The following is a 20,206-nucleotide window of genomic DNA, read 5'->3' as shown; positions in this document are numbered from 1 at the left end:
ACGAATGCTTACTTCGACAGATCGACCGCGTACAGCGCCGTCCCCTTGCCGCTGCCATCATCGGCCCTCACCTGGCTGACATTGCCCAGCCCCGCTTCGCGTGCCAGCCCTTCCAGGCCTGGCGCCGAATGAAACACCACCTGCCCCTTCGTCTCGACGCGCGCAAAACGCCAGCTGCGCGCCGCGCCATGCGATGCGCGCGTCAGCTCCTTGGCTGCGCGGATATGCGCAATGAGGATATCGCGGTTGTTGTCGGGCGACGCGATGACGACATTGCTGCCGTCGAGCCCCGGGAAGCCGCCACCGCCACTGGCCCGGTAGTTGTTCGTCGCGACCAGGAACGCCTGCGTCGGCGCCACCGGCTTGCCCAGATACGTCAGGTTCACGATGCGCTCACCGGGCTTCTTGGTCACGTCGATCTCGTAGCTGACATCCTTCGACGTGATCGTGTCGAAGTTAAAGCTCGGGAAGCGCGTGTTGACCAGCTCCTGCGGCGCGCTCACTGCCGGGTCGATCGTGTTGAAGCGCTGCGCCGCCGTCTCCAGCCACGCCTTCAGCCCTGCGCCATCGACCTTGACGGCATACAGCGAATTCGGAAACAGATACAAATCCGCCGCGTTGTTCAGCGCCAGGTCGCCAGCTGGGACGTCGGTGTAATCCGTCACGCTCGGAAAGCCCGCCTTGAACGGCGCCGACACCGACAGCACCGGCAAACTGGCGTACTGCGGCAGGTTGGTCTTGACGTAGTTGCTCACGTACTCGGCCTGCGCGCGGTTGACGACTTCGAGCGCCGACGGGTCGCCCACATCCGCGAAATAGCTCGTCATGCGAAACGCCGAACGCCCCACCGGCGTCTTCACGTAGGCGATCGTCGCTTCGTGCTCGGCGCGCACCAGGGCGGCTACCTCGGCGTCCGGTTCGACGAAGGTCTTGGGCCCCGTCTGCGTGGCGCGCGCCTGCACGACAGTCTTGTCCTTGTCGACCGACCAGGTCTTGCCGTCGTAGGCCAGGTGCAGCTGGACCACGCCCAGATGCTTGCCCCACTGGCCCGGCATCACGGTTGGCACGCCGTGCACCAGCCCGCGCGCCTTGTCCACGCCCGGCAGGTTGAATTGCGGGATGGTGCTGTCTGCGTTCGGGAACAGCTGGTGCGCGTGCCCCATCAGCATGACGTCAATGCCCGGTACCTTGGCCAGGTGCCAGTTGGCGTTTTCCATGGCCGGCGAATACGGGGCATCATCCAGGCCACCGTGCGACAGCGCCACGATCAGCTGCGCGCCCTTCCGGCGCATCTCGGGGATGTATCTTTCGGCCGTTTCGCGCACGCCGGCAGTGACCACGCGGCCTTCCAGCCAGCGCTTGTCCCACGCCATGATGTCGGGCGGCGTGAAGCCGATGATGCCGACTTTTACCAGCGTCGCGACCGGCTTGCCATCCGGGCCGCGCGCCGTGATCTTCTTGTCGATGATCCGGTATGGCGCGAACAGCGGCGCTTTTGTCTGCAGGCTGTTCACGTTGGCCAGCACGATCGGGAACGCCGGACCGGCGCAACGTGCGCCCTTGTCGACGCCCTTGACCTGGAACTGGCTGCCCGTGATCCGGTTCAGGAACGGCAGGCCGTAGTTGAATTCGTGGTTGCCGACCGTGCCGCCTTCGTAGCCCAGCGCGTTCATGATCTTGTAGATGCCCAGCACCTCGTTGCAGGCGGGCGGTTTGACCAGCGCCTGGTAGTCGGCGAATGCGGTGCCCTGGATCGTGTCGCCGTTGTCGAGCAACAACGTATTGGCGAATTCCTTGCGCGCCTGCCGGATCAGCGTAGCGGTGCGGTCGACGCCGATCGACGGTTCGGCGGCCAGCTTGTAGTAGTCGTAGCCGACGACGTTGGCGTGCAGGTCGGAGGTTTCCAGCACGGCCAGGACAGCGGTGGCGCCGGCGGGCGCTTTGGCCGCATAGGCGGGAGCATTGACCAGCAATGGGGCGAAGGTGGCGACGAGCGCGGTGCTGATCTGATAACGCAGGGAGCGGTTCATGGGTAATCCGGGTAACGAGACCGCGCGATGGTACCCCTTGCCCTGCCGCCGGGCAAGCCATACCGCCGCAGCGGCGCTACTCCTCGGGTATAATCCCCGGTTCGATTCAACCCACATTGAGACTGCCGATATCATGGAAGCCGAACGCATCAACGCCATTTCCGCCCTGCTGAACGACCTGACGGGTCGTGAGGCCGAACTTCGGAGGTATCTTTGACTTCGATAAGAAGTCAGAGAAACTAGAACAGGTCAACCAGGAGCTGGAAGACCCGGCCATCTGGAACGACCAGAAGCGCGCCCAGGAAATGGGCAAAGAGAAGAAGGCGCTCGAGGGCGTCGTGCTGACGCTCGAGAAAGCCAAGGCCGATCTCGCCGACGCCCTGGACCTGTTCCAGATGGCGCGCGAAGAAGGCGACGAAGACACGATGGAAGCCGTCGCGGGCGACGTCGATGCGATCCAGAAGATCATCGAGGCCATGGAATTCCGCCGGATGTTCTCCAATCCGATGGACCACGCGAGCTGCTTCATCGACATCCAGGCCGGCGCCGGCGGCACCGAGGCGCAGGACTGGGCGTCGATGCTGCTGCGTCAATATTTGCGCTACTGCGAACGCAAGGGCTTCAAGGCCGAGATCCTCGAGCAGTCCGACGGTGAAGTCGCGGGCATCAAGACCGCCACCATCAAGGTCGACGGCGAGTACGCATATGGCCACCTGCGCACCGAAACCGGCGTGCACCGCCTCGTGCGCAAGTCGCCGTTCGACTCGGCCAATGGCCGCCACACGTCGTTCACGTCGCTGTTCGTGTATCCGGAAGTCGACGATTCGATCGAGATCGAGATCAATCCGGCCGACGTGCGCATCGATACCTACCGCGCGTCCGGCGCCGGTGGTCAGCACATCAACAAAACCGACTCCGCAGTGCGCCTGACGCACGGCCCGTCGGGCATCGTGGTCCAGTGCCAGAACGACCGCTCGCAGCACCGCAACAAGGCCGAAGCCTGGGACATGCTGCGCGCCAAGCTGTACGAACTCGAACTGCGTAACCGCATGAGCGAGCAGCAGAAGCTCGAAGACTCCAAGACCGACGTCGGCTGGGGCCATCAGATCCGCTCGTACGTGCTGGACCAGTCGCGCATCAAGGATTTGCGCACCGGCTTCGAGACCGGCAACACCAAGAACGTCCTGGATGGCGACCTCGATGATTTCATCTCGGCGTCCCTGAAGCAAAACGTATAAAGGCTTACCCCGCATGACGACACCCGCCCGCGCACTGATCTTCGACATGGATGGCACCATCGTCGACAATATGGACTTCCACACCCGTGCGTGGATCACGTTCTTCGCGCGGCGGGGGCAAACCATCGAGCCCGATGCGTTCTTTCGCGACACGGCCGGCCGTCAGGGCAAGGAAATCCTGCGCCACTATCTGGGCGCAGACCTGGACGACGATGCGCTCGGAACGCTGAACCACGAAAAGGAAGTGCTGTACCGCGAGCTGTATGGCCCGCACCGGCGCACGATCGACGGCTTCGACGCCTTCTTCGACCGCGCGCGCGAACAGGGCTGGGCCCTGGCGGTGGCCACGTCGGCCTCGCCGGGCAGCGCAAGTTTCATCCTCGACGAGATGGACCTGCACCGCAAGTTCGACGCCGTTGTCGTGGGCACCGTGGACGTCCCGCGCGGCAAACCGCACCCTGACGTGTTCCTCAAGGCCGCCGACCGCTGCAGCGTACTGCCGGCGCACTGCATCGTGTTCGAAGATGCGCCGCTGGGCGTGGAAGCGGCGCGCCGTGCCGGCATGCGCGCCGTGGTGCTGACCACCACGCTGCCAGCCGAGGCATTTGCCGAATTCGATAACGTCATTGCGATCGTCAACGACTTCACGCAGCTGGACGTTGAAGCGCTGCTCTCGCTGTCCTAACTACTGCTGAATGCATCGCAGGCACGTTCAACCAATATTAACAACAACCACTATGACCACCGAGAACCAAGAACAGGCACCGTTGCAAGGCGCCGACGAAAACAAGATCATGGCCGAGCGCCGCGTCAAACTGGCGGCGATCCGCGAAAAAGGCGTCGCGTTCCCGAACGACTTCGTCCCGCAGCACAAGGCGGCCGACCTGGTCCAGGCGTACGGCGAAAAAACGCGCGAAGAACTCGAAGCAGAGCCAATTCCGGTGGTGCTGGCAGGTCGCATGATGCTGCGCCGCGAGGCGGGCAAGAAGGCGGCGTTCGCAACGCTGCAGGACAGCTCGGGCCCGTCGGCCAGCGGCCGCATCCAGATCTACATCACGCTCGACAGCGCCGGCGAAGCCGCGATGGACGAATTGCGCAGCTATGACCTGGGCGACATCCTGGGCGTCGAAGGCACGCTGTTCAAGACCAAGGTCGATGAACTGACCGTCAAGGTCAGCCAGCTGCGCCTGATCACCAAGGCGATCCGCCCGCTGCCGGACAAGTTCCACGGCCTGGCCGACCAGGAAACCAAGTACCGCCAGCGTTACGTCGACCTGATCATGAACGAGGACACGCGCCGCACGTTCAAGGCGCGCACCGCCGCGATGTCGTCGATGCGCCGCTTCATGGAAGACAACGGCTTCATGGAAGTCGAAACGCCGATGCTGCACCCGATCCCGGGCGGCGCCGCGGCCAAGCCGTTCGTCACGCACCACAATGCGCTGGACATGGAAATGTACCTGCGCATCGCACCGGAGCTGTACCTCAAGCGCCTGGTGGTCGGCGGCTTCGATCGCGTGTTCGAAGTGAACCGCAACTTCCGCAACGAAGGCGTCTCGGTCCGTCACAACCCTGAATTCACGATGATGGAATTCTATGCGGCGTACACCGACTACAAGTGGATCATGAACTTCACTGAACAGGTGATCCGCCAGGCGGCAGTCGACGCGCATGGCAGCGCCGTGCTGTCGTACGGTGGCCGTGAGCTGGACCTGTCCAAGCCATTCCAGCGCCTGACCATCATCGAGGCGATCGACAAGTACGCACCGGGCTACACACCGGAGCAGCTGAACGACGCCGAGTTCATCAAGGCCGAACTGAAGAAGTTTGGCGTGAAGCCATTCGCCACCGCCGGCCTGGGCGCGCTGCAACTGGCGCTGTTCGAGGAAACCGCCGAAGCGCAGCTGTGGGAGCCGACCTTCATCGTCGACTACCCGGCCGAAGTCTCGCCACTGGCGCGCGCATCGGACACCCGCGCCGGCGTGACCGAGCGTTTTGAATTGTTCATGGTCGGCCGCGAGATCGCCAACGGCTTCTCGGAGCTGAACGATCCGGAAGACCAGGCAGCGCGCTTCCTGGCGCAGGTCGAAGCCAAGGATGCGGGCGATGAAGAGGCGATGTTCTACGACGCCGACTACATCCGCGCGCTCGAATACGGCATGCCGCCGGCAGGTGGTTGCGGCATCGGCATCGACCGTCTGATGATGCTGATTACCGATTCGCCGAACATCCGCGACGTGCTGCTGTTCCCGCATTTGCGCAAGGAAGACTGAGTGTCGGGGCGTTGACGCCCGCATGAAAAAGGCCACCTTCGGGTGGCCTTTTTTTATGCTTACTGCACGATCGTGTAGCAAGGCGTATACGCCTTGCCCGGCAACTTCATGCGGCTTTGTTCGACGAATGACGCCAGCAGCGCATCCATCGGCCCCATGATCGCGGCTTCACCGCGGATCTCGTACTTGCCGAATTGATCGATCGCACGGATCCCCTCTTCCTTCACGTTCCCGGCCACCACGCCCGAAAACGCCCGGCGCAGATTGGCCGCCAGCAGGTGGGTCGGGATACCCCGGTGCAGGTCGAGGTTGCGCATGTTCTCGTGCGTCGGGCGGAACGGCTTCTGGAATTCGTGGTCGATCTTCAGGCGCCAGTTGTAATAGTAGGCGTCGCTGTGCGCCTTGCGGAAGGCCCGCACTTCGCTGATGCCCTTGACCATTGCCACGGCTACCGCATCCGGATCGTCGATGATGATCTGGTAGCGCTTCTGCGCCGCCTCACCCAGCGTCAACGACAGGAAGGCATCGATCTGCGTGAAGTAGTCGCGCGACGATGCCGGGCCGGTGAAGATCAGCGGGAACGGGATCTCGGCGTTATCGGGATGCAGCAGGATACCGAGGATGTACAGGATTTCTTCTGCGGTCCCCGCGCCACCCGGGAACACGACGATGCCGTGCCCGGTGCGCACGAAGGCTTCGAGGCGCTTTTCGATGTCCGGCATGATCACCAGGTCGTTGACGATCGGGTTCGGCGACTCGGCCGCGATGATGCCCGGCTCTGAAATGCCCAGATAGCGCCCGCCCGCCAGGCGCTGCTTCGAGTGGCCAATCGTGGCGCCCTTCATCGGCCCCTTCATCGCACCCGGGCCACAGCCCGTGCAGATATCGAGTTCGCGCAGGCCCAGCGCATAGCCGACCTTCTTCGTGTAGTTGTACTCGATGCGCGAGATCGAGTGCCCGCCCCAGCACACGACCAGATTCGGGTTGCGCTGCGCCTGCAGCACGTTGGCGTTGCGCAGGATATGGAATACCGCGTCGGTGATGCCGTCAGTGCGCGTCAGGTCGAACTTCGGGTTGTCGGTGACGTCGAAATTGACGAACACGATGTCGCGCAGTACGGCGAACAGGTGCTCGTGAATCCCGCGGATCATTTTGCCATCGACAAACGCGCTGGCCGGCGCGCCGCGAATATCGAGCTTGATGCCGCGCTCGCGCTGCAGGATGCTGATGTCGAAGCTCGCGTACCGCTCGAGCAGTTCCTTGCCGTCGTCGATGTCGCTGCCGCTATTGAGTACTGCGAGCGCACATTTGCGAAACACGTCGTACAGGCCGGTGCGGCCGGTGTCGAGAAGCTTGCTGACTTCAGATTTGGACAGCACTTCGAGCTGGCCTTCGGGCGAGATCAGCGTGTCGACCACTTGCCGGCTTTCGGGGGACAGCTCGGTATCTACTACGGGTAATTCACTTGCTGCTTGCGTCATGATGGGATGTCCTCGTTCGATTCTGTGATGCGGATGCCAATAATCCGACCGTCCTGTACAGCAATATACGCCAATCCGATGGCGCATGCGCGCCCCAAAACAGGGTGCAGTGCACCATGTTCGAGCCCCGTCTGCGCACCGGGAAAAAAGCTTCGTACGATGCAGGATATGCACTAGAATGCGTGCCTATTGGAATGTTCGCCCGTCGAATAGCGCCATATAACAATTACCTTGTCATTACATTTTCGGGAGGAACCGCATGAGCGGTGCAGCTACTACCCCAGCTCGGGGACCTCTTCCAGAGTTCAAGCAGATCATGGGCCATCCAGCACCGCTGTGGATGCTGTTCATGACGGAATTCTGGGAGCGCTTCGCTTTCTATGGCATTCGTTGGGCACTTGTCCTCTACATCGTCGGCCAGTTCTATGCCGGCGACGCGGCTGGCCAGGCCAGTGCCAACCTTACCTACGGTTCCTACCTCGCGCTGGTGTATGCCGGCGCCGTCTTCGGCGGCTATGTGGCCGACCGCGTCATCGGTTATCAACGCTCGATCCTGGTCGGCGCCACCTTCATGGCGGCCGGCCTGTTCATGATTTCGATTCCGAACCAGGACGTGTTCAAGCTCGGTCTGGCCACGATCATCGTCGGTAACGGCATGTTCAAGCCGAACATCTCGGCCATGGTCGGCCAGCTGTACGCGCTCAACGACACCCGTCGCGATTCCGGCTTCACCATCTTCTACATGGGCATCAACGTCGGCGCATTCTTCGCACCGATCCTGACCCAGCTGCTGGCTGAAAAAGTGTTCGGCACCGCCGCCATGCCGGCGTACAAGATCGTGTTCCTGGCCTCGGGCATCGGCATGCTGATCTCGCTGGTCTGGTTCTTCATCGGCCGCAAGACGCTCCAGGGCATCGGCGCACCGGTCGGCGAACTGGCCAGCCCGAAGCGCCTGGGCGTCGTCATCGTCGGTTCGCTGATCGTGATCCCGATCGTCTACCTGCTGCTGCAAGCGGGCGCCGCCAACCTGCAGATCCTGCTGACGGTCCTGTTCATCGGCCTGGCCGCGATGCTGATCATCGAAGGCATCCGCGAAGGCAAAGTGGCTCGCGACAAGACATGGGCGATGATGATCATCTTCTTCTTCAACGTCCTGTTCTGGTGCTTCTTCGAGCAGGCCGGCAGCTCGTTCACGTTCCTGGCCGATAACATCGTCGACCGCGACCTGAACGGCTGGACCTTCCCTGTGGCCTGGTTCCAGTCGGTGAACTCGGTGGCCATCATCGTCTTCGCACCGATCATCGCCGCCGTCTGGGTCTGGCTCGGCAAGCGCAATGCCAACCCATCGATCCCGCGCAAATTCGGCCTGGGCCTGATCTTCAACGGCATCGCGTTCGGCCTGCTGGTCTACGCCCTGTCGCAGCTGATCGACGGTAACGGCAAGATCCCGTTCTGGACGCTGTTCGCGGTCTACGTGATCCAGTCGGTCGGTGAGCTGTGCCTGTCGCCAATCGGCCTGTCGATGGTCACCAAGCTGGCCCCTACCCGCCTCGTCGGCCTGGGCATGGGCGGCTGGTTCCTGTCGACCGGTATCGGCAACAACCTGTCGGGCATCTTCGCCTCGCACGTCTCGGGTGAAACCGGCATGACGGTGGCATCGGCACTCGACGGCTACAACTTCGGCCTGCTGTCGCTGCTGGGCGGCGGTATCCTGCTGGTGCTGCTGGCGCCGGTGATCCAGAAGCTGATGCACGGCGTGAAGTAAGCGTCATTCGCACCAATAAAAACGGCGGCCTGCGGGCCGCCGTTTTTTGTTTCTGCCAAAGCCGGGGTCAGGTCTGACTTTCGGACACGATCTCAACCAAAAGCCGGGGTCAGGTCTGACTTTCGGACGCGATCTCGACAGTCGGGGAATTAAAACCAGCTGTCACAGAGCCATGCCAATGCTGGCAACACGGCGTTGGAAGTGGCTAAGGCCAAGGTCGTGTCTAAATGTCAGACCTGACCCTAGCTTTATTAGCTGTATTGGACGTGAGCAAGGCTGAGGTCGTGTCCGAATGTCAGACCTGACCCCAGCTGTTGCCTTAGCCGACTGCGCGTCCCGGTCCGCCCTACCTCACCGGCTTTTCACGCGCCACCCAGAACAGCAGGCCTACGATCACCGCATATGGCAGCATGCTCAGCACGTTCGCGCTGTCGCCGGCGAAGAACGGGTTGTAGGTTTCGGCCCAGCGCGCTGCCGCGGCGTCGAAGTCCGTCAGCACGCCCGCTGTGATCGCGATGATGATCCCGGCCAGCGCGCCGCCGGCGATATAGCCCGATGCCAGCAGCACGCCCGAGCTGCGGTCGTTCGCGGCCTGGCGTTCTTCTTCGTTCAGGCCCAGGTTCTGCGGCAGCTTGTTGTTGCGGCGGTCTGCCAGCCAGCGCACCGTGCCGCCAATGGCGATCGGCAGCGTCGCCACCAGCGGCAGGTAGACGCCCACCGAGAATGCGAGCGACGCGATTCCCGCCATTTCCAGCACGATCGCGATCATCACGCCGAACAGCACCAGCGTCCACGGCAGCTCGCGGTCCAGGATACCCTTGATGATGTACGACATCAGCACGGCTTTCGGCGCATCGTATTTCTTCACTTCGGTGCCGTCGGGCCGCGTCTTGTGGTGGCCGTTGATGCCCGGGTCGACCAGGTACACGGCCTTGCCCGCGTTGTCGACGAAGTACTTGCCGGCCGGGCCGCCGACCGTGTCGGTCTTGTGCCAGACTTTATAGGTGTTCTTGTCGGTCTCGGCCTGCGGGCCATGCAGCGTGCCGGTGTCGGTCAACCGGGACGCATCGACCGTCAGGCCTGGCGCCACCTGCGCTGCCGGCACGTACACGGTGCCAGCATCATTCAGCTTGAGCAGCACCGGCCCCAGGATCAGCGCCGATGCAAACGCGCCGCACAGGATCGCGTACTGCTGCATGCGCGGCGTGGAGCCCACCAGGTAGCCGGTCTTCAGATCCTGCGACGTGGTGCCGGCATTGCTGGCGGCGATGCAGACGATCGCGCCGACCGATAGCGCCGTCACGTAATACTGGCCGCCCGTCCAGCCCATCAGCAAGAAGATCAGGCAGGTAAACAGCAGCGTGGCCACGGCCATCCCGGAAATGGGATTGGACGACGACCCGATCTCGCCCACGAGCCGCGACGACACGGTCGCGAACAGGAAGCCGAACACCAGGATCAGCACCGCGCCGAGCACGTTCATGTGCAGCGGCGTCGCCAGCGAGATCACGGCGACGATCGCGAGGCACCCGATGACGACCCACTTCATCGGGATATCGCGGTCGGTGCGCAGCGAAGCGTCGGCGCTGCTGCCGTTCTTCATGCCGGCCAGGCCGCCGCGCAAGCCGTTCCAGATCGTCGGCAGCGAGCGCGCCAGCGAGATCAGGCCACCCGTGGCCACAGCGCCAGCGCCGATGTAGAGAATATAGGCGCTGCGGATATCGTCGCCCGTCATGTCGCGGATCGGGATCGTGCCGGGCGAGAGCGGCGTGCTGGCCAGCTCGCCGAAGAATTTGATCATCGGGACCAGCATCAGCGACGCCAGCACGCCGCCGGCGGCCATCGTGAAGGCGATGCGCGGTCCGATGATGTAGCCCACGCCCACCAGCTCGGGCGAGATCTCGGCGCCGATGCTACCCGTCTTGAGCGGCGCGCCGAACTCGAAGTTGACGGTGTCGCGCCACCCCTTGAACGACACGCTGAGCGTCTTGTACAGGATGCCGATGCCAAAGCCCCCGAAGATCAGCAGCGCGCGGCGCTTGGCGATGCGCGCCGCGTCGCTGCCGGCGATGCGCACTTCGCCTGCCGCGTCACGTGAGACGTCGGTGGCCGCGGCCTTGAGCACTTCGGCGCAGGCCGTGCCTTCCGGGTATTTCAGTTCGCGGTGCTGGTCGACGATCAGCGTGCGGCGCAGCGGGATCATCATCAGGATGCCCAGCAGGCCACCGAGCACGCCCACCAGCAACACGCGCGAGATTTCCAGGTCAAAGCCCAGGATCAGGATCGCCGGCATCGTTACCCCCAGGCCGAAGGCCAGCGATTCGCCGGCCGAACCGGCCGTCTGCGCGATGCTGTTTTCCAGGATCGTCGATTCGCGCGCGCCAAGCTGCTTCGCCACGCCGAACAGCGTGATGGCGATGACCGCCACCGGGATCGAGGCGCTGACGGTCAGGCCGACCTTGAGCACCAGGTACAGCGACGACGCGCCGAAGATCATGCCCAGGATGACGCCCATGATCAGGGCGCGTGGCGTCATTTCTGCCAGTTGGGCATGGGCGGGAATATACGGTTTGAAGCTTGAGTCGGGCGGCATGGTGTCCTTGTTGTCGGGCGTAGCTCGCCACTGCGGACGAACCGAAAGCAGGAATATCGCACATGCACGTACGGAAAGAAAGCGCGCGCTGAAAGCGGACTATAATCGCCCGATCCCGGCCCACCACGTGGCCTGCAGCAAGTTTCACAGTGAGAGTTCGGCATTGAAAGCGACCAACCAACAGTCCGGAAAAACCCTGCTGGGCATGAAGCGCGCGTACGCGTACGTGCTGATCTTTTTCGCTGTGCTGTTGCTGATCGCGGGCGGCCTGGCGATCGGTGTGTGGAGCGCGATCAGCGCCAAGGTGCCGCCGATCGACGCCGTCACTGACTACCGCCCCAAGATCCCGCTGCGCATCTACACGCAAGACAATGTGCTGATCGGCCAGTTCGGTGTCGAGCACCGCGACTTCGTCCCGATCGCGAAAATCCCCGCGATGATGAAAAGCGCCGTGCTCGCGATCGAGGACACGCGCTTCTATGAACACGGCGGCATCGACTTCATCCGCGCGATGGGCGCGGCCCGCGCTAACCTGCGCGGCGGTTTCCGCCAGGGCGCATCCACCATCACGATGCAGGTCGCGCGCAACTTCTTCCTTACTAATGAAAAGACCCTCACGCGCAAGCTGACCGAAGTCGCCCTCGCCTACAAGATCGAAAACTCGCTGACCAAGGACCAGATCCTCGAGCTGTACATGAACCAGATCTACCTGGGCCAGCGCTCGTACGGTTTTTCGAGCGCCGCGCGCAGCTACTTCGGCAAGACGCTCGATCAGCTGTCGCTGGCCGAGACGGCGATGCTGGCCGGCCTGCCGCAGAATCCGGCGCGCACCAATCCCGTGTCGAATCCAAAACGCGCAGCGGCGCGCCAGCACGCCATCCTCAAGCGCCTGCTCGAACTGGGCACGATCACCCAGGCGCAGTACACCGCGGCGCTGGCCGAACCGCTGCGCGTCAAGCGCGACGCCGGCCAGAAATTCGATACGCCGGCCCAGTATGTCGCGGAGCTGGCGCGCCAGGCGGTTTACGAACAGTTCGGCGAAGAAGCCTACACACGCGGCATTGTGGTCACGACGACGATCCGCGCGGCCGAGCAAAAGGCCGCGTATGAGTCGGTGCGCCGCAACGTGCTGGCCTACGATGGCCGCCATGGCTACCGCGGCCCCGAGGCGCGCGTCGAGCTGCCAACGGAGCCCGAACAACGCGACGAAGCCATTGCCGATGCGCTACAGGCGCGCCGTTCCAGCGACGGCTTGCTGGCCGGTGTCGTGCTGGCGGCCAGCACGAGCCAGGTACGGGTGACGCTGCTGTCCGGCGAAGACATCGTCGTCAAGGGCGCCGGCCTGAAGTTCGCCAGCCCCGGCCTGCAGCCAACGGCGCGCGAGTCGCTGCGGATCACGCCGGGCGCGGTCATCCGCGTCAGCAAGGACAAGGCCGGCGACTGGGCCATCGTGCAGGTGCCGCAGGTCGAGGCGGCGTTCGTCGCGATCGACGCCGACACCGGCGCCTACCACGCGCTGGTCGGGGGCTTCGACTACAACCTGCAAAAGTTCAACCACGTGACGCAGGCGTGGCGCCAGCCGGGATCGAGCATCAAGCCGTTCGTGTATTCAGCCGCACTTGAAAAAGGCTATTCGCCCACCACACGCATTCTCGATGCGCCGATCGAACTGCCCGGGGCCAGCGAAGACAATCCGTGGCGCCCGCAAAACGACGACGGCGTGTTCGACGGCGAAGTCACGCTGCGCCAGGCGCTCGTCAAATCCAAGAACGTGCCGACCGTGCGCGTGCTGCGCGCGGTGTCGGTCGATTTCGCGCACCAGTATCTCGAGCACTTCGGCTTCGACCTGGCGCGCCATCCGCGCAACTACACGATGGCGCTGGGCACGGGCGCCGTCACGCCGCTGCAGCTGGCCGGCGCGTACTCGGTGTTTGCCAACGGCGGCTACCGCGTCAAGCCCTACCTGATCCAACGCATCGTCGATGGCAATGGCAGCGTGATTGCCGAAGTCCCGCCATCCCAGGGCCCGCAGGAAGCCAACCGCGTGATCACGGCGAGAAATGCCTTCGTCGTCGACAGCATGCTGCGCGACGTGGCCCGCTTCGGCACCGCCGCCGGCTCGGCCAGGCAGCTCGGCCGCACCGACCTGGCCGGCAAGACCGGCACCACGAACGATGCCATTGACGGCTGGTTCGCCGGCTACGCGGGCAAGGTGGTGGCGGTATCGTGGATGGGCTACGACGAACCGCGCTCGCTGGGCGGCCGCGAATTCGGCGCGACGCTCGCAATGCCGATCTGGATTGATTACATGCGCGTGGCGCTGGCCAAGGTCCCGCCGCAGGAGCGCACGCCGCCGGACGACCTGGTCAACGATGGCCAGGACTGGATCTATCCCGAATACGCGGATGCGACCGAAACGCGCACCATCGACATCGCGCTCGCACCGCCGGCTGCGCCCGTCGACGAATTCCAGCAGCCGCTCGACGATGCGCCGCTCGAAGGACCGTCGCCGCTGGAGGCCCTGCCCAACGTGGCGCCGTCTGCGCCGGTGCAGCCGCCCCAGCAACCGCAGCCGCCCGCGCTCCCCCCGCAACAGCCCCCGCAAGCGCCACCACCCGACAACAGCCTGTGGTAGCCTGAGGTTCCCGGCATCAGCGTCGGGAACCTCGTGCGCCGTGTACTGGTTGGTTAAAGACGCGCGCCGCGCATCCAACCGTCCAGGGAGATCCACATGGCATATGTCGATGGTTTTGTCCTTCCGCTTCCCACCTCCAGCATCGAAGCATACCGCGCCCAGGCGCAGCTGGCCGGCGCCGTCTGGCGCGAGCATGGCGCACTTGAATACCGTGAATGGATCGCCGACGATGTTCCGGCCGGCGTGCACACATCGTTCCCGCAGAGCGTGCAACTTGAAGAAGGCGAAACGGTGATCCTCGCCTGGGCCGTCTACGAATCGCGCGCCCATCGCGACGAGGTCAACGAAAAAGTCATGAACGATCCGCGCCTGGCCGCCATGATGCAGCCGGGCGGCGTGCCGTTCGACGGCAAGCGCATGTTCTTTGGCGGGTTCGAGAACTTCGTCACGCTCTAGACCCGCACACGCCGCTAGACGTCGCTGTCGATGATCCAGTCGGCCAGCTTGCCGCTCGCCCCACGCGGCAGGCGCGGCCCGAACGAATAGGCCGCCGGGCATTCGGGCGCTGCCAGGCGCTCGCTGAGCCAGGCCTGCAAACCGGCCTGCAGACCGGCGTCAAGCGTGACGCCGTCACGCACCACCACAAAGGCCTTGAGCCGCTCGCCTTCATCAGGCCGCATGCGGCGCACGCTCGCCTCCAGCACGGCCGGATGCAGCCGCAGCACATCGGCCACATAGCCCGGAAACACATTGATGCCGCCGACCTGCACCGCCTGGTCGATGCGCCCGTCCGGCTGAAAACGCCCGTCGTCGCGCCACGCCAGCCGGTCCTGCAACACCGCTGGCTGACGCGTCCCGTCCGGACACTGGCGCTCCAGGTCATTGGCCTGACCAGTGCGTGACCAGTACGGGAACAGCGTATAACCGCCCTCCGGTTCGTCGCGCCAGCCGACGCCGGCGGTCTCGGAGCTGCCATACACCTGCACCAGCCGCGCCAACCCCGTGCCGAGCGCAGCGCGGGCCACATCTGGCGGACACGGCGCCGTCGACGTCACGCCGACGACGTCCGGCGCCAGCGGCCCCGCAGCCTGGCCGAACGCGCGCCACAGATCGGGATGCCCGATGACGAGGTCGCCCGCCGTCAGCCGGGCCGCCAGCGCCGCCGGCGCGTGCCCGCGCAGGTCGCACACAGCGTCGATACCCAGGCGGCGCGGCAGCAGGACCGTAAACAGGAAGCCATAGATATGGTGCGCCGGCACCAGGCTGACGATGCGCCGGCGGCCGGGCAGCAATTGGGCGAGCGCCTCGACCTCTTGCCACAACAAGGCCAGCGGATGCGTGCATGGCTTGGGGGTGCCGCTGCTGCCCGAGGTACGAAACGTCAGCGCGCTCCCGTCCGCATCCAGGCCGGCGCGCGCCGCGGCCAGCCAGTCTGCCAGGCGCGTGCGCACCAGCAATGGCGCGTCGGCCGTCCCCTGCAAGTGCAATTGCGTTTCCAGCGCCGACGCCAGACCCATCAGCTCGAGGGAATCGGCGCCCAGGTCCACGCGCAGATCGAGCGATGCAGGCCAGGGTTGCGCCAGCGTCTGCCTGCCAGGCCGCAGCGCCGCCAGTTCTGCGCCCAGCAGGTCGGCGACCAGGCGCTGCAAGCCCGTCCCGTCGCGCCACCAGCAGGCCGCATCATCCGGTTTATGTGTCATGAAATGTGAGAACATGAAGAGGAAAGCATGGTGACGTTGAAACGTGAGGCTGTCAATTTGCCGCGGACTGTGGTGAAAGACACATTCTCGCAATTAAATAGTGAATTGTTGCAATCGGGCAATTGACACGTGTTTATTGCACATGGCAACATCGATGACCAATATCCAATGGCCGCGCGTCGGCACCCAATTCATGACTTTTGCCTTTGACTTTCCCGAGCTGGCCACCCGACTCGACGCGTGTTCTTCCGAAGAACTGGACCAGCTCGATTTCGGCGTCATCGGTTTCGACGCGAACACCGAGGTCAACCGGTACAACGCATTCGAGTCGCAGGCCGCCGGCCTGTCGCCACAGCGCGTCCTGGGCCAGCCGCTGTTCACCAACGTCGCACCATGCATGAACAATTTCATGGTCGCGCAGCGTTTCGATGACGCGCTGGAACAGAATAATGCCCTCGACGAAACCATCGACTACGTCCTGACGCTGCGCATGCGTCCGGTAAAAGTCGCCCTGCGCCTGCTGTCCACCCCGGGCAACGCGACGCGCTACGTTCTCGTCAAGCGACAGCCAAAGTGACTGACGACCTCGCCCAGCTCAGCGCGGAATACGAGGCGCTGATCCAGTTCCTGTATCTCGCCCCGGTTGGGCTGGTGCAGCTCGACGGCGATGGCGACATCGCCATGATCAACCCGATCGCGGCCCAGCTCCTGATGCCGCACTCGCGCAATGGCGGGCTGGACAACCTGTTCGTCGCGCTCGAGGACATCGCGCCCGACCTGCGCAACCTGTGCCAGCAAAGTACAGTCCAGAGCGGCAAGATCTGCGACGGCATGCACGTGCACCTGCATGCCGGCAGCGGCTGCAGCAAGCGCATGCCGCAGATCCTGTCGATCACCCTTCTCCGGCTCGACGCCAGCCGCATCATGGCGGTCATCGACGACATCACCGAGCAGGTGCGGCGCGAATGCCGCCAGCGTCAGAACGACGCCTGGCTCAATGCGGTCCTGACCGGCATCACCGATTACGCATTGGCCAGCCTGGATTCCCAGGGCCGCCTGTGCGAATGGAACCCCAGCATCGGTCGCGTGACCGGCTTCGGCCCCGCCGCCGAGGGCCAGAGCTACACGATGTTCTATCCAGACGATGCGATCACGCCCGAGCGCGCGCTGGACCGCCTGCGCGAAGCCGACGCCGACGGCTGGGCGCTGGACGAAAGCCGCCTGCTGCGCGCTGACGGCAGCGCATTCTGGGGCAGCGTGATGATCGCACCGCTGCCGGAAGCCGACCGTGACGCCGCCGACGGCGCGCCGAGCCTGCCCTGCGAAGAGGGCCCGGCCTACTGCCTGATCCTGCGCGACGTGTCCGACAAGCGCGACATCGCCGAGCGCCGCCGGCGCGAAGCGTTCAGTGACCACCTGACTGGCCTGGCCAACCGCCGCGCGCTGTTTGACGCGGCCAGCCAGGAGTTCGAACGCAGCCGCGCCGCGCCGCGACCGACGGCGATGATCATCCTCGACGCCGACCACTTCAAGGCCATCAACGACCGCTACGGGCATCCGGGCGGCGACGCCGTGCTGCAGCACCTGGCGGCGATCCTGCTCGACTTCTTCCGCGAAGTCGATGTCGTGGCGCGCATCGGCGGCGAGGAATTCGCCGTGCTGCTGCCGTCGACCGACCTGGCGCATGCGCTGGATCTGGCCGAACGCCTGTGCGCGCGCGTCGCGCTGGACGCCAAGAGCTTCGACGGCCAGGCGATCGTGTGCACGATCAGCGCCGGCGTGGCGGTCTCGGTTGACGGCCAGTGCGGCGTCGACCTGCTGATCAAGCAGGCCGACCAGGCCCTGTACACGGCCAAGCGCGCAGGCCGCAACCGCGCCCTGGCCTGGCAATCCGAAACCGTCGCTGCCCCCCAGGAGGCGCTCGATGGAGCCTAAAGTGCAGCACGAGGCGGTCGACGCCTATGAAGCGCTGGTGCAGTTCCTGTACCGGGCCCCGATCGGCCTGGCCCAGACCTCGCTCGACGGCACGGTCGACATGCTCAACCCGATGGCGTCGCGGCTCCTGATGCCGCTGGCCACCGCGCAGGGCCTGGACAATCTGTTCGACGTGCTCGCGCCCGTGGCGCCGCATCTGGCGTCGATGGTCGAGGCCTTTCTCGAACCGTCCGGCATGATCTGCGAAGGTCTGCGCCTGCCGGTGGGCGTGCCGCACGCCGCCAGCGGGAGCCTGCAGGTGCTGGCGCTGAACCTGATGAAGCTCGACCCCGAGCGCCTGATGGCGACCGTGGCCGACGCCACGTTCGAAGTGCAGCGCGAGCAAGAGGTGCTGTCGCGCCGCCTGCGCAACGCCGCGCGCACCGACAACCTGACCCGCATGCCCAACCGCGAAGCGGTGCGCGACGCGCTGCAGCACCTGCTGGCGCAGCCGGTGTCCGACGTCGGCTTTGCGGTGCTGACCGTCAATTGCGACCGCTTCCGCCAGCTCAATGACAGCCTGGGCCAGGCGGTCGGCGACCATCTGCTGATGCACATGGCCGACCGCCTGCGCGGCGCGCTGCGCCCGGCACTGGGCCGTATTGAACCGGGCACGCAGGCCGGTCAGCTCGCAGCCCGCACGGGCGGTGACGAATTCGTCGTCCTGCTCGACGGCCTGCGCGGGCGCGCCGACGCCGAACGCATCGCGCTGCGCCTGCTCGACGCGCTGGCCCACCCTTACCTGGTCGACGGCCACGATATCGTCTGCGGCGCCAGCGTCGGCCTGGCATGGAGCCTGGACGACCCGGAGATCGCACTGCGCGAGCCGGACGACGTGCTGCGCGACGCCGGCATCGCGATGGTCGAGGCCAAGCGGACCGGCGGCAACCGCCACGTGGTGTTCGCGCCGAGCATGCGCGAACGCGCCGCACGCCGCGCCGGCATCGAAGCCGAACTGCGCCAGGCCCTGGTCGAAGAACAGCTGTTCGTCGTGTACCAGCCAGTCGTGCGCCTGCTGCCGTGTGGCGGCGTCGATTACGCCGCCGGGGTCGAGGCACTGGTGCGCTGGCGCCATCCGGTGCGCGGCATCGTGCCGCCGATCGACTTCATCGAAGTGGCCGAGGAATGCGGCCTGATCGGCATGCTGGGCGACTTCGTCCTCGAACGCGCCTGCCGCGACTTTCTTGACTGGCGCGCACGCCTGGGCGAGCGTGCCCCCGGCCTGATGGCCGTGAACCTGTCGCGCGCGCAGCTGGCGCAACCAGGGTGGATCGACGGCGTGCGGCGGATCCTGCGCGACACCGGCATGCCGCCGGGCTGCCTGCAGTTGGAGGTGACCGAAAGCCTCGCCGCGCAGGACCAGGATATCCAGCAGCGCCTGCACGACCTGAAGGCTCTGGGCATCCAGCTGGCGCTGGACGATTTCGGTACCGGCTATTCGTCGCTATCGAGCCTGCACCTGCTGCCCGTGGACACGGTCAAGATCGATCGCTCGTTTGTCTGCCAGGCCGATACCAGCGCCCATCATCGCGTGCTGATCGAAGCCACCGTCAAGGTTGCCCGCAGCCTGGGGATGACCACGGTGGCCGAGGGCATCGAGACGCAGTCTCAGCTGGACGTGGTGCGCAACCACCTGTGCGACAAGGTGCAAGGCTATTTCTACAGCAGGCCACTACCGGCTGCCGAGCTGCTTGCCTGGCTGGCCACCCACGATGCGGAAGTTCACTGCCCCCTGCACTGACGCTTGCGCTGACGTGCGCTGGGCGTGTCGTCCTACAAGAATGAACTCTTTGTTCCTATTCGTGTAAACCCGTAGTGGCTTGATGATAAGACAACTTAATCATCACGGAGACTACCATGACACGCACCCTCGGAACCGCACTGATCGCAGGCATGATGGCATTTGGCCTGGCAGCATGCGACACCCCAAGCAAGACGACCGACAGCATGTCGGGCTCGAGCAGCACGATGTCGACCACCGGCTCGGCGCAGGCCCCAAGCACCAACGCAGGCCAGGGTAGCTGGAATTCGGGCGCCACCGGTGCTACCGGCGTGAACAGCGCCTCGGGCACCACCAGCAACAACGAGCCAGTCACCAACTCGGCCACCGGCCGCTGATCCGGCAGCAGTAGCAGAAGCACGATCCCACAGCGGTGCACCGTGCGCGTGGGTAGTCAGTCGGCCACCTCCAGGTGGCCGCACCTGACCATGTCATTCAACTCTCAAGGAGCAATGCTATGAAAACTCTTCACACCGCACTCATCGGCGGCATCATGGCCTTCGCACTGGCCGGCTGCAACACCACCGACACCATGGGCACCAACAGCAGCAGCGGTTCGTCCTCGATGGGCTCCACTGCTGCCGGTTCGACCGGCAATGCGACGGTCGATGCACAAATGGGCATTACCCCAACCAATGGCACCAATACCGGTGCGCCAATGGCCACTGGCACTGCAAACACGCCAACCAACACTGGTCACACGACGACCAGCTCGGATACGAAGCAGTAATGTGATT

The 20,206-nt window shown here is 64.6% G+C and carries 15 protein-coding genes; 11 read left to right on the top strand and 4 right to left on the bottom strand.

Annotated features, from left to right (window positions below):
• Window positions 1-8 precede the first annotated feature (8 nt).
• Entirely contained in the window at window positions 9-2,030 is a 2,022-nt protein-coding gene (locus tag AC56LV_RS04145) for a bifunctional 2',3'-cyclic-nucleotide 2'-phosphodiesterase/3'-nucleotidase (RefSeq protein ID WP_499556167.1), read from the bottom strand.
• Between the two features lie 133 nt (window positions 2,031-2,163).
• Here AC56LV_RS04145 and prfB point away from each other — a divergent pair.
• The 3 genes from prfB (at window position 2,164) to lysS (ending at window position 5,541) form a co-directional block, all read left to right on the top strand.
• A protein-coding gene (gene prfB / locus AC56LV_RS04140) for a peptide chain release factor 2 (protein ID WP_183551853.1) occupies window positions 2,164-3,268 on the top strand; the annotation gives its coding sequence in 2 pieces (ribosomal slippage) (window positions 2,164-2,244 and window positions 2,246-3,268; 1,104 coding nt in all).
• Window positions 3,269-3,281: 13 nt separating this feature from the next.
• Entirely contained in the window at window positions 3,282-3,953 is a 672-nt protein-coding gene (locus AC56LV_RS04135; protein ID WP_499556166.1) for an HAD family hydrolase, read from the top strand.
• A gap of 52 nt (window positions 3,954-4,005) precedes the next feature.
• Window positions 4,006-5,541, top strand: a complete 1,536-nt coding sequence (gene lysS, locus AC56LV_RS04130; RefSeq protein WP_499556165.1) for a lysine--tRNA ligase — start codon at window positions 4,006-4,008, stop codon at window positions 5,539-5,541.
• Window positions 5,542-5,600: 59 nt separating this feature from the next.
• On the opposite strand, the gene ppnN is transcribed toward lysS, so the two are convergent.
• A complete protein-coding gene (gene ppnN, locus AC56LV_RS04125) occupies window positions 5,601-7,022 on the bottom strand; it encodes a nucleotide 5'-monophosphate nucleosidase PpnN (RefSeq protein WP_499556164.1) in 1,422 nt (473 codons plus the stop codon).
• 316 nt (window positions 7,023-7,338) lie between these two features.
• On the opposite strand from ppnN, the gene AC56LV_RS04120 reads away from it, so the two are divergent.
• Window positions 7,339-8,787, top strand: a complete 1,449-nt coding sequence (locus AC56LV_RS04120; RefSeq protein WP_499556163.1) for a peptide MFS transporter — start codon at window positions 7,339-7,341, stop codon at window positions 8,785-8,787.
• Window positions 8,788-9,133: 346 nt separating this feature from the next.
• On the opposite strand, the gene AC56LV_RS04115 is transcribed toward AC56LV_RS04120, so the two are convergent.
• Window positions 9,134-11,380, bottom strand: coding sequence for an OPT family oligopeptide transporter (locus AC56LV_RS04115; RefSeq protein WP_499556162.1), 2,247 nt, complete (start codon window positions 11,378-11,380; stop codon window positions 9,134-9,136).
• A gap of 205 nt (window positions 11,381-11,585) precedes the next feature.
• On the opposite strand from AC56LV_RS04115, the gene AC56LV_RS04110 reads away from it, so the two are divergent.
• Both AC56LV_RS04110 and AC56LV_RS04105 read left to right on the top strand, forming a co-directional pair.
• Window positions 11,586-14,015: a penicillin-binding protein 1A gene (locus AC56LV_RS04110; RefSeq protein ID WP_499556777.1), complete on the top strand. Its 2,430-nt coding sequence runs from the start codon at window positions 11,586-11,588 to the stop codon at window positions 14,013-14,015.
• A 96-nt stretch (window positions 14,016-14,111) separates the two neighbouring features.
• The gene (locus AC56LV_RS04105) at window positions 14,112-14,471 is read left to right on the top strand and encodes a DUF1428 domain-containing protein (protein WP_499556161.1); all 360 of its coding nucleotides are present in this window, start codon (window positions 14,112-14,114) and stop codon (window positions 14,469-14,471) included.
• A 14-nt stretch (window positions 14,472-14,485) separates the two neighbouring features.
• On the opposite strand, the gene AC56LV_RS04100 is transcribed toward AC56LV_RS04105, so the two are convergent.
• Window positions 14,486-15,715, bottom strand: coding sequence for an AMP-binding protein (locus AC56LV_RS04100; protein ID WP_499556160.1), 1,230 nt, complete (start codon window positions 15,713-15,715; stop codon window positions 14,486-14,488).
• A 154-nt stretch (window positions 15,716-15,869) separates the two neighbouring features.
• Here AC56LV_RS04100 and AC56LV_RS04095 point away from each other — a divergent pair, with 154 nt between their 5' ends.
• The 5 genes from AC56LV_RS04095 (at window position 15,870) to AC56LV_RS04075 (ending at window position 20,199) form a co-directional block, all read left to right on the top strand.
• Window positions 15,870-16,292, top strand: coding sequence for a PAS domain-containing protein (locus tag AC56LV_RS04095; RefSeq protein WP_499556159.1), 423 nt, complete (start codon window positions 15,870-15,872; stop codon window positions 16,290-16,292).
• Entirely contained in the window at window positions 16,289-17,650 is a 1,362-nt protein-coding gene (locus AC56LV_RS04090; RefSeq protein WP_499556158.1) for a sensor domain-containing diguanylate cyclase, read from the top strand. The genes AC56LV_RS04095 and AC56LV_RS04090 overlap by 4 nt, the downstream gene beginning before the upstream one ends.
• Window positions 17,640-19,430 carry a putative bifunctional diguanylate cyclase/phosphodiesterase gene (locus AC56LV_RS04085; protein ID WP_499556157.1) on the top strand — a complete coding sequence of 597 codons (1,791 nt, stop codon included), beginning with the start codon at window positions 17,640-17,642 and terminating at the stop codon, window positions 19,428-19,430. Before AC56LV_RS04090 ends, AC56LV_RS04085 begins: the two co-directional genes overlap by 11 nt.
• 116 nt (window positions 19,431-19,546) lie before the next feature.
• Window positions 19,547-19,807 (top strand): hypothetical protein, encoded by a 261-nt coding sequence (locus AC56LV_RS04080; protein WP_499556156.1) that lies wholly within the window; start codon window positions 19,547-19,549, stop codon window positions 19,805-19,807.
• Window positions 19,808-19,926: 119 nt separating this feature from the next.
• Window positions 19,927-20,199 carry a hypothetical protein gene (locus tag AC56LV_RS04075; protein WP_499556155.1) on the top strand — a complete coding sequence of 91 codons (273 nt, stop codon included), beginning with the start codon at window positions 19,927-19,929 and terminating at the stop codon, window positions 20,197-20,199.
• Window positions 20,200-20,206 lie beyond the last annotated feature (7 nt).

This window comes from Telluria sp. RB2R28 (genome assembly GCF_059685835.1).
The sequence above is the reverse complement of the archived record's forward strand: the minus strand, read 5'-3'. Positions and strand labels throughout refer to the sequence as shown.

What these genes read in the sequence shown, in the direction of transcription:
- AC56LV_RS04105 (WP_499556161.1), top strand. Translation starts at nt 14,112, where the DNA reads ATGGCATATGTCGATGGTTTTGTCCTTCCGCTTCCCACCTCCAGCATC.
- AC56LV_RS04080 (WP_499556156.1), top strand. Translation starts at nt 19,547, where the DNA reads ATGACACGCACCCTCGGAACCGCACTGATCGCAGGCATGATGGCATTT.
- AC56LV_RS04095 (WP_499556159.1), top strand. Translation starts at nt 15,870, where the DNA reads ATGACCAATATCCAATGGCCGCGCGTCGGCACCCAATTCATGACTTTT.
- AC56LV_RS04085 (WP_499556157.1), top strand. Translation starts at nt 17,640, where the DNA reads ATGGAGCCTAAAGTGCAGCACGAGGCGGTCGACGCCTATGAAGCGCTG.
- AC56LV_RS04100 (WP_499556160.1), bottom strand. Translation starts at nt 15,715, where the DNA reads ATGACACATAAACCGGATGATGCGGCCTGCTGGTGGCGCGACGGGACG.
- AC56LV_RS04115 (WP_499556162.1), bottom strand. Translation starts at nt 11,380, where the DNA reads ATGCCGCCCGACTCAAGCTTCAAACCGTATATTCCCGCCCATGCCCAA.
- AC56LV_RS04145 (WP_499556167.1), bottom strand. Translation starts at nt 2,030, where the DNA reads ATGAACCGCTCCCTGCGTTATCAGATCAGCACCGCGCTCGTCGCCACC.
- AC56LV_RS04135 (WP_499556166.1), top strand. Translation starts at nt 3,282, where the DNA reads ATGACGACACCCGCCCGCGCACTGATCTTCGACATGGATGGCACCATC.
- ppnN (WP_499556164.1), bottom strand. Translation starts at nt 7,022, where the DNA reads ATGACGCAAGCAGCAAGTGAATTACCCGTAGTAGATACCGAGCTGTCC.
- AC56LV_RS04120 (WP_499556163.1), top strand. Translation starts at nt 7,339, where the DNA reads ATGGGCCATCCAGCACCGCTGTGGATGCTGTTCATGACGGAATTCTGG.
- AC56LV_RS04075 (WP_499556155.1), top strand. Translation starts at nt 19,927, where the DNA reads ATGAAAACTCTTCACACCGCACTCATCGGCGGCATCATGGCCTTCGCA.
- AC56LV_RS04110 (WP_499556777.1), top strand. Translation starts at nt 11,586, where the DNA reads ATGAAGCGCGCGTACGCGTACGTGCTGATCTTTTTCGCTGTGCTGTTG.
- lysS (WP_499556165.1), top strand. Translation starts at nt 4,006, where the DNA reads ATGACCACCGAGAACCAAGAACAGGCACCGTTGCAAGGCGCCGACGAA.